10 protein-coding genes are annotated in these 12089 nt (G+C 67.4%); 9 read left to right on the top strand and 1 reads right to left on the bottom strand.

What is annotated here, in order from left to right:
- Positions 1–99 precede the first annotated feature (99 nt).
- The 4 genes from AC3WMA_RS24720 (at position 100) to AC3WMA_RS24705 (ending at position 4011) form a co-directional block, all read left to right on the top strand.
- A complete protein-coding gene (locus tag AC3WMA_RS24720; RefSeq protein ID WP_492287913.1) occupies positions 100–1128 on the top strand; it encodes an extracellular solute-binding protein in 1029 nt (342 codons plus the stop codon).
- Positions 1129–1196: 68 nt separating this feature from the next.
- Complete coding sequence (locus tag AC3WMA_RS24715; protein WP_492287912.1) at positions 1197–2375, top strand: ABC transporter ATP-binding protein; 1179 nt, start codon at positions 1197–1199, stop codon at positions 2373–2375.
- Entirely contained in the window at positions 2372–3208 is an 837-nt protein-coding gene (locus tag AC3WMA_RS24710; RefSeq protein ID WP_492287911.1) for an ABC transporter permease, read from the top strand. Before AC3WMA_RS24715 ends, AC3WMA_RS24710 begins: the two co-directional genes overlap by 4 nt.
- Before the next feature lie 5 nt (positions 3209–3213).
- Positions 3214–4011 carry an ABC transporter permease gene (locus AC3WMA_RS24705; protein WP_492287910.1) on the top strand — a complete coding sequence of 266 codons (798 nt, stop codon included), beginning with the start codon at positions 3214–3216 and terminating at the stop codon, positions 4009–4011.
- Here AC3WMA_RS24705 and AC3WMA_RS24700 read toward each other — a convergent pair.
- Positions 3919–4971, bottom strand: a complete 1053-nt coding sequence (locus AC3WMA_RS24700) for a LysR substrate-binding domain-containing protein (RefSeq protein WP_492287909.1) — start codon at positions 4969–4971, stop codon at positions 3919–3921. The genes AC3WMA_RS24705 and AC3WMA_RS24700 overlap by 93 nt on opposite strands.
- Before the next feature lie 242 nt (positions 4972–5213).
- On the opposite strand from AC3WMA_RS24700, the gene AC3WMA_RS24695 reads away from it, so the two are divergent.
- From AC3WMA_RS24695 to pdxR, 5 genes are all read left to right on the top strand, one after another.
- Positions 5214–6920 carry a class I adenylate-forming enzyme family protein gene (locus AC3WMA_RS24695; protein WP_492287908.1) on the top strand — a complete coding sequence of 569 codons (1707 nt, stop codon included), beginning with the start codon at positions 5214–5216 and terminating at the stop codon, positions 6918–6920.
- A complete protein-coding gene (locus tag AC3WMA_RS24690; protein ID WP_492287907.1) occupies positions 6917–8365 on the top strand; it encodes an amidase in 1449 nt (482 codons plus the stop codon). The genes AC3WMA_RS24695 and AC3WMA_RS24690 overlap by 4 nt, the downstream gene beginning before the upstream one ends.
- A complete protein-coding gene (locus AC3WMA_RS24685; protein WP_492287906.1) occupies positions 8362–9207 on the top strand; it encodes an amidohydrolase family protein in 846 nt (281 codons plus the stop codon). The genes AC3WMA_RS24690 and AC3WMA_RS24685 overlap by 4 nt, the downstream gene beginning before the upstream one ends.
- Positions 9208–9325: 118 nt before the next feature.
- Positions 9326–10381 (top strand): NAD(P)H-dependent flavin oxidoreductase, encoded by a 1056-nt coding sequence (locus AC3WMA_RS24680; RefSeq protein ID WP_492287905.1) that lies wholly within the window; start codon positions 9326–9328, stop codon positions 10379–10381.
- Between the two features lie 93 nt (positions 10382–10474).
- On the top strand, positions 10475–11971 hold the full coding sequence (pdxR, locus tag AC3WMA_RS24675) for a MocR-like pyridoxine biosynthesis transcription factor PdxR (RefSeq protein ID WP_492287904.1): 1497 nt from the start codon (positions 10475–10477) through the stop codon (positions 11969–11971).
- Positions 11972–12089 lie beyond the last annotated feature (118 nt).

Below are 12089 nucleotides of genomic sequence, written 5' to 3'. Positions count from 1 at the left end.
GTTCGGATTCCTTTGAATTTGCAATGAGGGGCCGCACCCTGGAGTCTCCCGTCATCGAGGCCGCACAGAACGGCCTGCACGAGGAACGGGAGCCATCAGATGAAGCCATGGGTGTTCGCATTGTCGATGCTGGCCGCCAGCGCCAGCCCCTGCACAGCTGAGGTCATTCACGCGACCTGGGGCGGCGGCGGCGCAGCCGTGTTGCGCGAGCATTTCCAGCTCCCCTTTACCCAGAAGACCGGCATCGCCGCCCGCATGGCCGAGGTGCCGAACACGGCCGGCGCCGTCCGCTCGCCGTCCGCCTCGCAATACAACGTGGTCGAGGTCACCTATTTCGAGGCGATCGGGCTGGCCAAATCGAACCTGCTTGAAGCCTTCGAGGACAAGGAGATCCCGGCGATCGCCAACCTCCCGAAGGAACTCGTCGTCCGGAACAAGGACGGCAAGATCGTCGGCCTCGCCACGCATTTCGGCTATTACGGCATCGCCTTCAACAACACGCTGGCCAAGGCCTCGGATTTCCAGTCCTGGAACGACCTCACTGACGCCCGCTGGAAGGGCAAGCTCGCGGTCACGCGGCCGGTCTACGCCACCTCCTACGACCTCACCATCCTCGCCCATGCCAATGGCGGCGGCGCCGCCAAGATCGAGCCCGGCATCGAGCCGCTGAAGGCGATCTTCGCCAATTCGCTGACGACCTATACCTCGCTCGCCCATATGAACACGCTGCTGACGCGGGGCGAAGTCACGGCCGCGCCATTCTACTCGACGCGCGTCTGGAGCCTGCGCCGCGACGGCCAGAAGACTATAGAACTGGCGATCCCCAAGGAGGGCGCGCTGATGCTGCCTTATGTCGTCGTGGTGCCGAAGGGCTCGGCCGAGCGGGCGCAGACCATCACCTATCTCAACGAACTCCTGGATGCCGCCGCGCAGACCCGGATCTCCGGCCAGAACGGTTCGATCCCGACCAATAACAAGGCCGTGCTGCCGCCCGAATACGAGCAGGATCTCGGCATGACCCGCGAGGCGCTGATGAAGAAGATGTATATTCCGGATTGGAATGTCATCGTCAGCGACTATGAGGATCGGCTCAACCGGGTCGAGCAGATCGCCGCCGGCAAGCGCTGACCACAGCGCCTGAGCCGCGATCCGCCGAACGTTTTCTCACCCACTCGCTTACCCGGCGGATTCGATCGATGTCCCCTGCCCAGCCTGAAGCCCTCGCGCAGGCCGCGCCCTCCCGTGCGGCCCGCGGTTCCATCCATGTCGCCGGCGTCGCCAAGGCCTATGGCGCGACGACGGTGCTCTCCGGCCTCGATCTCGCGGTCGCAGCCGGAACCTTCGTCACGCTGCTCGGCCCCTCCGGCTGCGGCAAGACCACGCTGCTGCGCCTGATCGCCGGCTTCATCCAGCCCAGCGCCGGCAAAATCGCGATCGACGGCCGCGACATGGCGGGCCTGCCGCCGCAGCGCCGGCCGATCGGCATGGTCTTCCAGAACCTCGCCTTGTTCCCGCATTTCTCGGTCGAGGAGAACGTCGCCTACGGCCTGCGCCTGCGCAACGTGCCGGAGGCCGAACTGCGCCGGAAGGTCGGCACCTTCCTCGACCTCGTCGGCCTCGGCCATCTCGGCAACCGCCGCATCTCGCAGCTCTCCGGCGGCCAGAAGCAGCGCGTGGCGCTGGCGCGCTCGCTCGTGCTCGAACCCTCGATCCTGCTGCTCGACGAGCCGCTCTCGGCGCTCGACCTGCAGCTCCGCAAGCAGTTGCAGGTCGCCCTCAAGGAGATCCAGCGCGAGCTCGGCACGACTTTCGTCTTCGTCACCCACGACCAGGAAGAAGCGACCCTGATGTCGGATCGCATCGTGGTGATGAGCGCAGGCGCGATCCAGCAATACGACACCCCACCGGCGATCTATTCGCAGCCCGCCAATCTCTTCGTCGCCAAGTTCGTCGGCGAGCTCAACGAGATTCCCGGCCGCATCGCCGCAGTGACAGCCGGCACGGTCGAGATCGACGGACCGGGCGGCCGCCACGCCCTGCCGGCGAGCGGCATCCGCGGCTTCTCGCCTGCCCCCGGCGCAGCTTGCGTGATCGGCTTGCGTCCCGAACGCATCGCGATTCTGCCACCGGACGCAGATGCCGGCGGACGCATCGCGCTGCCCGGCACCGTCGTCGAGCGCATCGCGCTGGGTCCAGTCCTGCGCTTCGTCCTGCGCTGCGGCGAGCAGCGGCTGGTCGCGGTGCGGCTGGCCAGCGACGGCGCCGCCCTGCCGGAAGCGGGCTCGCCCTGCCGCATCGCCTTCGATCCCGCCGACGCGCAGATCTTCGAACCGCTGGCAGCGCCCGCCGCCGCGAGCTTCGGAGAGAAGCCATGACGGAGACGCAGCCTGCTTCGCCGGCCAAGGCGCTGCTGCTCCTGCCGGTCCTCGTCCTGCTCGGCCTGTTCTTCGCCTCGGTCTTCCAGCTCTTCTCGAACGGCTTCGCCGATGCCGATGGCTGGTCGCTGCGCTATTTCCGGCAGATCCTCAACCGCAGCGACTATCAGGTCATCTTCGCGCGGACGATCCTGTCCTCGCTGACGGTGGCGCTGCTCTCGGTCGCGCTGTCCTACCCGATCGCGCTCCTGCTCTGGCGGCTCGAACGCTGGCGCAACATGCTGCTGATCGTGGTGCTCGTGCCCTGGCTCGTCAGCCTGGTCGTGCGCACCTATGGCTGGCTCGTGCTGCTCGGCCCCAAAGGCGTGATCAACGGCATGCTCGCCTGGACCGGGATCATCCAGCAGCCCTTAGCGCTGATGTTCAACGATCTCGGCATCGTCATCGGCCTGACCCATGTGCTGATCCCCTTCGCGGTGATCTCGATCCTGTCCTCGCTCCTGGCGATCGAGAGCAATCTGGAGGAGGCCTCCGGCGTGCTGGGCGCGAGCCGTTTCCAGACCTTCCGGCGCATCGTGCTGCCGCTGTCGCTGCCGGGCGCCTTCACGGCGCTGATCGTGATCTTCCTGGCGAGCATCGGCGCGATTGTCACGCCGATCGTGCTCGGCGGCATGTCGCATCAGTTCGTGGGTTCGCAGATTTACCAGGAGGTCATGTACACCTTCAATCTGAACAAGGCCGCCGCCTGGTCGATCTGCCTGCTCGCCATCAGCTTCCTGTCGCTGCTCCTGCTGAAAGCCATCGAGCGCCGGCTGATCGGGACCATGGAGTGAGCGCGATGACGGCAAATCCCAAACTCTCGACCTGGGCCGGCATCCTGCTGCTGCTCTCGCTGCCGGCGCCGATCCTGATCATCATCGGTGCCTCCTTCAGCGACACCAGCTACATCCAGTTCCCGCCGGAGGGCTTGAGCCTGCGCTGGTATCGCGATGCGCTGTTCGATCCGCGCTGGCCGCGCGCCTTCGCGATCAGCGTCGGCATCGCGGCGGTGACGGCAGTGATCGTCACCATCGTCAACTTCATGGCGGCCTATTACACGCAGCGCCATGCGCCGAAGCTCGCGACCTGGCTGGAACTGGCGATCTTCTCGCCGCTGTTCTTCCCGCATGCCGCGATGGGCGTCGCCATGGTCGCGCTCGTCGCCCAGTTCGGGCTGATCGGCACGGCGCCGGGCATCGTGCTCGCCCATCTCATCGTGACGCTGCCCTTCTCCTACCGGCCGATCCATATCGCCTTGCGCAGCCTCGACCCCGATCTCGTCCGCGCCGCCAATGTGATGGGCGCGAGCGAATGGCGCGCGCTCAAGGACATCGTCATCCCGATGTGCCGGTCCGGCATCCTGACCTCGCTGCTCTTCGCCGGGATCATCTCCTTCGACGAGGTCACGGTGACGATGTTCCTGATCGGGCCGAACATCTCGACCCTGCCGGTCCAGATCTTCTCCTTCGTCCAGGATTCGGCGACCCCAGTGCTGGCGGCGATCTCAACGATCAGCGTGCTGATCACCTTCCTTGCCGTGATCATCCTCGATCGCGTCGCCGGTCTCACCTTCTTCGTCCGCCACGACGGCGCCTGATCCCGCGCCGTCGCGCGTGCGCCGCTGCGGCAGGCGCACCGTCAGGCTCTCGGTGGCGCGCGAATCATCACCCTGCGCCAGTGCAGCGATGCGCGTCTTGAGCTCGGCGAGAAAGGCCTTGGTCAGGGGCGAGACCGGCCGGTTGCGCGAGACGATGGCGTTGAAGGTGAAGGCGATGGTCGGCTCGAAGCGCCGCGCCACCAGATCGGGCCAAAAACCCTGATGCACCGTCATCGGCTCGACGATGGCGATGCCGAAGCCGCGCGAGACCAGCGCGTTCGCCTCGACCGAGGAGAACACCTCCGTCCGCATCTTGCGCGTGACCCGCTGCTGCTCGAACACCGCGTCGGTCAGGTGGCGCATGCGGCTGTTGCGCGTGAAGGAGATGAACTCCGCCCCCTCCAGATCGCGCGGCACGATGATCTCGCGCGAGGCAAGCGGATGGTCCCGCCGCATCACGCAGACCGCATCGGCATGGAAGAGCGGCTCGGTCAGCAGGTCCGGATGATGGAAATGGCTGACCGAGAAGCCGATATCGACATTCTGGCCGAGCACGTCGCTGCCGACGACGCTGGAGACGTCGAGCGCAACCGAGATCGCCGGATTGGCCTCGGCGAAGGCGACGAGCGCATCCGCGACCAGCGTATGGCCGATCGAGGCCGCCGAGACGATCCTGAGTTCCCCTGACCGCAGGTCTCGCAGATCCCTGGCGAAGCGCTCGACATCGCTGAGCGAGGCGAAGAGCCGACGCACCTCCTTGTAGAGCAGTTGCGCCTGATGCGTCGGGATCAGGCGCTTGCGCTTGCGCTCGAACAGGGTGAGCGCGAGGTCGATTTCGAGCCCCGCCAGGATCTTGCTCATCGCCGGCTGCGACAGCCGCATCCGCTCGGCCGCGGCCGTGACGCTGCCAGTCTCCATGAACTGGATATAGGCCTCGAGCTGTCGATGGGTGATCCGCATGCAAGGCTCCGCCACTGGCTTCGGATCGAATATAACCAGCAGGCATGATTTCTAGTCAAAAAGAAATTTGCGGCGCCCTGCCGGCAGCGGAATAGTGCGAACCGGGCCAGACGGAAAACTGGAAAACACTTCAGAGACCGGCAGCCCCTCGCAATCCCGCCACGCTCTCAACCGCACTCGACCAGCAACGGAAAACATAACTTCCTGACCTGTTCGATGCGAACATGCCTTTCGAGATGCCAATGCCACCCCTGCCCGCCGAGAGTGAAACGCCCGTCTGGGCCGATGCCTATGTGGCGCGCCTGGTCGCGCTGGATGTGGAGGCACGGCATCGCGAGATGGAGCGCTTCACCTTCCCCCGCAATATCGGCACCCTGCTGCGCGAGGCGGCCGCCGAAACGCCGGAGGCGCTCGCCTGGAACTTCTTCGAGACCGGCGAGACGATCACCTATGCCGCGCTCGACAAGGCCGTCGACCGCATGGCGGTGGCGCTCGCCTCCTTTGGCGTAACGCGCGGCATGAAGGTCGGCGTGATGCTGCCGAACTGCCCGCAGATGCCGATCGTCTGGCTTGGACTCGCGCGGATCGGCGCGGTGATGGTGCCGGTCAACCTGCGCTATACCGGCCGCGAGCTCGCCTATGTGCTCGGCGATGCCGGCGCCGAGGCGCTCGTCATCCATGACGAATGCGGCCCGCAATATCGCGAGGCGGTGGAGGTGGCCGAAGCCGGGAAATTCCCGCAGCCCCACCGCATCCTGCGCATGGCCGCTGGCGACGGGCAGGAGAGCCTGCTGCCGCCCGGCGCGATGACGCTGGATGCCCTCGTCGCCTCAATTCCCGAAGGCGCGCGGCATGAGGGGCCCGAGCCCGCCCATGACGACCTCATGAACATCCAGTACACCTCGGGCACGACCGGCTTCCCCAAGGGTTGCATGCTGACGCATCGCTACTGGCTCGGTGCGGGTTTCGTGAACGGCTTCCGCGACGCCCGGCGCTTCCGGCGCGTGCTCGCCTCGACGCCGTTCTTCTACATGGACCCGCAATGGCTATTGCTGCTGTGCTTCTACCAGCGCGGCACGCTCTTCGTCGCCAAGCGCCAGAGCGCCAGCCGCTTCGCCGCCTGGCTGCGCGAGCACCGCATCCATTTCTGCCTGTTCCCGGAGATCGTCTTCAAGCAGCCGGAGACGCCCGAGGACGGCAACACCGAATTGATGCGCGCTAACATCTACGGCCATCGCAAGGAGATCAACGCGGCCCTGCGCAAGCGCTTCAACGCCCCTGCGATGGAGGCCTTCGGCATGACCGAGGTCGGCCCCGGCCTCTACATGCCGCTCAATGCCCTCCACATGGTCGGCTCCGGCTCCTGCGGCATCCCCGCTCCGTTCCGGCAAGCGCGGGTCGTCGACGAGGACGGCAAGGATGTCCCGCGCGGCGAGATCGGCGAGCTTGTCCTGCAGGGCGCCGGCCTGATGCTCGGCTACTACAACCGCCCCGAGGCCAATCGCGACAGCTTCTTCGGCGAGTGGTTCCGCACCGGGGATCTCTTCCGGCAGGATGCGGAGGGCTATTTCTACATTGTCGGCCGGCTCAAGGACATGGTGCGGCGGGCGGGCGAGAACATCGCAGCGCGCGAGGTCGAGACCGTGCTGCGCAACATGGACGAGATCGAGGAGGTCGCCGTCGTCCCCGTGCCGGACGATCTGCGCGGCGAGGAGGTCAAGGCCTATGTCCTGCCGGCCGCCGGCCTCAGCGGCAGCGACGAACTGATCGGCCGGATCGCCAGGCATTGCGAGGCCAATCTCGCCGCCTTCAAGATCCCCCGCTACATCGCCTTCGTCGACGACATCCCGCGCACCGCCTCGCAGAAAGTCGCGAAGACGGCCTTGACGGCCGGCGTCGCCGACCTGCGTCTCGGCGCCTTCGACAGGGTGGAAGGAATCTGGCGATGAGCATGCCCCTCTGGAGCCGCAGCGCGGCCGAGCTCCTGCCCGAGCTGCGCTCCGGCGCGCTCAAGGCCGAGACGCTGATGCAGTCGGTTCTCGGCCAGATCGAGACGCGCAACGCGCCGGTCAACGCCTTCTCCCATGTCGCGACCGACAGCGCGCTCGAAGCCGCCCGCGAGGCCGATCGCAAGCTCGCAGACGGCGCCGCGCCCGGCCCGCTCCACGGCCTGCCCTTCAGCGTCAAGGACCTCGTCGCCGTCGCCGGCATGCCGCTCGAATACGCCTCGCATGCCTTCGCCAGGCAGGTCGCCGATACGGATGCCGAGGCCGTCGCCCGCCTGCGCCGGGCCGGCGCGATCCCCTTTGCGAAATCGACCACCCCGGAATTCGGTCACAAGGTGCTGACCGATTCCCCGCGCCAGGGCATCAGCCGCAATCCCTGGAACACCGACTACAGCTGCGGCGGTTCCAGCGGCGGCGCGGCGATCGCGGCGGCGATGGGCTTCGGCCCGCTCCATCTCACCTCGGACGGCGCCGGCTCCGGCCGCATCCCGGCCTCCTGCTGCGGCGTCGTCGGCCTGAAGCCGAGCTGGGGGGCGGTTCCGCACGAGACCACGACGGACCTGTTCGGCTCGCTGACCTGCCTCGGCCAGATGGGCCGCACGGTCGCGGACGTCACCCTGATGTTCAACGCGATGAAAGGCCCCGACCGGCGCGACCCCCTCTCCTTCGGCGGCTCGGCCGAGCCCGTCCGGCTTCCCGACAATCCCGTCGCGGCCCTCAAGGGCCTGCGCTTCCGCTACGCGCCCAAGACGCTCAACCGCTGGGTTGCCCCGGCGGTAGAAGCAGCCGTCGGCGAGACCGTCGAGCGCCTGCTCACGGCCGGCGCCGAGCGCGTGGCGATGCTGGACGACATCGTCTTCGATACGCCCTCGGCCCTCGTGCTGATGCGCGCCTACCAGCATGCCCGCTTCGGTACGCTGCTGGACGAACATGGCGCGCGGATGGACCGCACCGCCCGCCTCGGCCTGACGATGCAGCCGGAAACCCAGACCTATACGCGCCTCGCCCACGCCCAACGCGCTCGCTCCGAGATCTACCGGCAGGTCGAACGCCTCTTCGACGGTGCGGATGTCTTCATCACACCGACCGTCGCGGCGCCGGCCCTGCCCATCGGCCAGCAATCGGACGGCCCGCTCGTCATCGACGGCATCGACCACGGCCCGCTGCGCGACGCCTGGTATCCCTACACCATCCCCTACAACGCCAGCGGACACCCCGCCCTCTCCGTCCCTTGCGGCATGAGCCCGGACGGCCTGCCGATCGGCCTCCAGATCGTCGGCCGCTGGCATTCGGAAGCGCAGCTTCTGGCGGTCGCCGCGGCGATCGAAGCCCTAAAACCATGGGCTTCGGCCTGGCCTACCCTCTCCGGCAAGGAGCAGCATTCGTGATCATCGACTATGGCAGCCGCCCGCCGCTCCCGGCTTTCGGTCCGAAGGGCGCCGAGCATCTCAAGCGCTACCGGCAGGTCTATGCCGCCAGCGAAACCGCGGCCGAGCCGCAGCAGGACCTCGCCGGCTATCTCGCGGAATACGACAAGGCCGGCGTCACGCATGTCTGCGTCAAGGCACGCGATCTCGAGACGACCTATGGCTGGCGCATCAGCAACGAGGATGTCGCCGATTTTTGCCGCGAGCAGGGGCCGCGCTTCATCGGCTTCGCGGGCGTCGACCCGAACAAGGGCATGACCGCCGTGCGCGAGCTCGACCACGCCGTGCGCGTGCTGGGCTTACGCGGGCTCAACCTGCAATGCTTCGAGCATCATCTAGGGATCAACGACCGGCGGATGTACCCGCTCTATGCCAAATGCATCGAGCTCGACATTCCCGTGAACATCCATTGCTCGATCAATTTCGCGACCTCGACCCTGATGCGCTACGGCCATCCCTCCCTGCTCGACGAGGTGATGGTTGATTTTCCGGAGTTGCGGGTCTGCGCCTCGCCGCCGGGCTTCCCCTGGGTGCATGAACTGATCGGCGTCGCCTGGCGCCATCCCAATGTCAGCATCGGCCTCGTCGCGGTCCGGCCGAAATACCTGCAGGTCGCGGGCTCCGGCTACGAGCCGCTGCTGCAATATGGCCGCACCGTCCTGAAGGACCGCATCATCTTCGGCAGCGCCTATCCGCTCGGCCCGATCGCGCGCACCATCGCTGAGATCAGAGCGCTCCCGATCGGCGAGGAGGTGGAGAAGCTCTGGCTCCACGACAACGCCAAGCGCTTCCTGCGGCTTTAGAGCCGCTGCGGCCCTCCGGCCCAATCTTGCACTCCGGATGCGCCGAGCTTCACCTTTGAAATCGTCGCGCCGCGCTGGAAACTGCACGTCAGGCCATCGACCTGCGTGAGGAACCATCATGACCAGCACGGCGCAATCACGGTTGCTCGCCCTTCTCGGAATCGAGTTGCCGATCATCCAGGGGCCGATGGCGGTCGCGACGACGCCGGAGATGGTGATCGCGGTCAGCGAGGCCGGCGGCCTCGGCTCGCTCGCCAGCGCGCAATACGACGAAGCCGGCCTGCGCGCCGCGCTGGACAAGGTGCGGGCCGGCACGAGCCGGCCGATCAACCTGAACTTCTTCTGCCACGTCACGCCCACCCCTGCCCCGGAACGGCAGGCGGCCTGGCTCCACCGCCTCTCCGGCTATTACGCCGAAGCCGGCCTCGACCCCGCCATGCCGAAGCCCATGACCGGACGCACGCCGTTCGACGCGACCTCGGCCGGTGTCGTGGAGGATTACCGGCCGGAGGTGGTCTCCTTCCATTTCGGCCTGCCGGCGCCCGAACTGCTCGAACGGGTGAAGCGCACTGGGGCCAAGGTCTTCTCGTCGGCAACCACCGTGGCCGAGGCGCGCTGGCTCACTGAGCGCGGCGTCGATGCGGTGATCGCCATGGGGGCCGAGGCCGGTGGCCATCGCGCCAGCTTCCTGACCGACCGGATGTCGGAGCAGGTCGGCACCTTCGCCCTCGTCCCGCAGATCGTCGATGCCGTGTCCGTGCCCGTCATCGCAGCCGGCGGCATCGTGGACCGGCGTGGCGTCAACGCCGCCTTCGCGCTGGGCGCGGCCGCCGTGCAGGCCGGCACGGCCTATCTGTTCACGCCCGAAGCCGCCATCTCCGCCGTCTACCGCAAGGCCCTGGGCATGGGCGAGCGGCCGACGGCGATCACCAACCTGTTCACCGGCCGGCCGGCGCGCGGCATCGTCAACCGGCTGATGACGGAGGTCGGCCCGCTCTCGGAACTGGCCCCGCCCTTCCCCACCGCCGGCACGATGCTCGGGCCGCTGCGCAGCGCCGCGGAGACGACAGGGCGCGACGACTTCAGCCTGCTCTGGGCCGGGCAGGCCTTCCCGCTCGCCAGGCCGATGTCCTCTGCCGAACTCACCCTCGCGCTCGCAGGCCGCTCCGGTTGAGCGATCCAATCACCGGCTGAGTCTTCGGAAATCCACTTGGAGAATTCGGCATTTAAGTCCATTCGGAAGGTCGGATCAGCCTGCCGAGGGTGAATGGTCAACCTGTTCAACTATCCCGTCTGGAACCTGATCAGGCTCGAACGCGACAGCGACGCCCCGCTCTATGAGCAGATTTTTGCCCGCTTCCGGGCGGGCATCATCGAGGGCGTGCTGCCGCGCGGGACGCGCCTGCCGCCCAGCCGTGTCCTGGCCAAGGAATTGTCGATCGCCCGCAATACCGTGGTGCAGGCCTATGACCGGCTGGAGGCGGAAGGCTATGTCCGGCGCAGCCACGGCTCGGGAACCTTCGTCGACAAAATCCTGCCCGAGGATCACCAGACGCGGGCGAATCCCGCCCCGCCCGCGCCGGCACCGGGCCAGGCGGCGCTGTCGGAACGGGCGATGCGGCTCCTCGGGTTCAGCCTGCCGGCCGAACGCTCGGAGACGCTGGGCCTCAGCCCCGGCGTGCCTGCTCTCGATGAGTTTCCCTATGACATCTTCAGCCGTATCGCGGCCCGGCACTGGCGCTCGCGCGCGATCTCGCAGACCGGTTACGGCGTCGGGCGCCCCGGTGCCGGGCTGACGCGGCAGATCGCCACCTATCTGGCCGAGGCGAGAGGCCTGGCCTGTGCGCCGGAACAGGTCATCGTCATCGGCAGCACGCTCCAGGCCGCGGCGCTCGTCGCTCATGTCCTGCTCGATGCCGGGGACGAGGTCGCGGTCGAGGATCCCGGCCATCTGACCGAACTCGCCACCTTCGAGCTCAGCGGCGTGCGGATTCGCCCGGTTCCGATCGACGAGATGGGGCTCAATGCAGCTGCGCTTCCGACGCAAGCTGACGGAGGCGTGTTGCCGAAACTGGTCGTCGTCTCCCCGGTCGAGCAGTTCCCATTTGGATCCTCGATGCCGCCAGCGCGGTGCCAGGCGCTGCTCGCCTGGGCGCAGGCCCATCGCAGCTGGGTGCTGGAGGACGATTTCAACAGCGAGATCCGCTGGTCGGGACAGGCGCAACCGCCGCTCTTCGCCGCCGATACGCAAGGGCGCGTCATCTATACCAGCTCCTTCAACCGTGCGCTGGCTCCCGGCCTCCGGTTGGCCTATCTCGTCGTGCCGCCCAACCTGGTCGAAGCCTTCACCCGGGTGCAGCGCGTCTTCTCGCTATATGCGCCGCAGCCGGACCAGGCCCTGGTCGCGGCCTTCATGGCGGAAGGGCATCTGGCGACGCATCTGCGGCGGATGCGGGCGATCTACCGGGAACGCTCGCTCCTGCTGGCCGACGGGCTGCAGCAGCGCATCGGCGACCGCTTCGTCATCCCTGATGTGACGGCGGGACTGCACATGACGGTTCGGCCACGCGTCCCGTTCGACGATGTCGCGGCCGCGACGGCGCTTCTGCACCGCGGTTTCGACTGCCCGGCCTTGTCGCGCTATTGCCGCGGGCCAGCGCGGCAGGGATTGATCCTCGGCTTCGGCAACACCCGGACCGAAAAGCTGCCGGCCTGCGTCGAGGCGGTGGCCGAGGCGATCGATGCCGCCTGCGGCGGGGCCTGACGCCCCGTGACGATGCAGTAGGCGCCCGCCACGGACCCAGCCTGCCACCCTTTTGGGCGACGGCCGGAACTGGACCCTAGCGAAAGCTCCGAATTGGACCTTGGGGGGCCATGATCCG

It is taken from the genome of Allobosea sp. FW305-C-101, assembly GCF_058783685.1.
The sequence above is the reverse complement of the archived record's forward strand: the minus strand, read 5'-3'. Positions and strand labels throughout refer to the sequence as shown.

Coding starts and splice junctions, on each gene's coding strand:
- AC3WMA_RS24705 (WP_492287910.1), top strand. CDS start 3,214: ATGACGGCAAATCCCAAACTCTCGACCTGGGCCGGCATCCTGCTGCTG.
- AC3WMA_RS24715 (WP_492287912.1), top strand. CDS start 1,197: ATGTCCCCTGCCCAGCCTGAAGCCCTCGCGCAGGCCGCGCCCTCCCGT.
- AC3WMA_RS24710 (WP_492287911.1), top strand. CDS start 2,372: ATGACGGAGACGCAGCCTGCTTCGCCGGCCAAGGCGCTGCTGCTCCTG.
- AC3WMA_RS24690 (WP_492287907.1), top strand. CDS start 6,917: ATGAGCATGCCCCTCTGGAGCCGCAGCGCGGCCGAGCTCCTGCCCGAG.
- AC3WMA_RS24680 (WP_492287905.1), top strand. CDS start 9,326: ATGACCAGCACGGCGCAATCACGGTTGCTCGCCCTTCTCGGAATCGAG.
- AC3WMA_RS24700 (WP_492287909.1), bottom strand. CDS start 4,971: ATGCGGATCACCCATCGACAGCTCGAGGCCTATATCCAGTTCATGGAG.
- pdxR (WP_492287904.1), top strand. CDS start 10,475: ATGGTCAACCTGTTCAACTATCCCGTCTGGAACCTGATCAGGCTCGAA.
- AC3WMA_RS24695 (WP_492287908.1), top strand. CDS start 5,214: ATGCCACCCCTGCCCGCCGAGAGTGAAACGCCCGTCTGGGCCGATGCC.
- AC3WMA_RS24720 (WP_492287913.1), top strand. CDS start 100: ATGAAGCCATGGGTGTTCGCATTGTCGATGCTGGCCGCCAGCGCCAGC.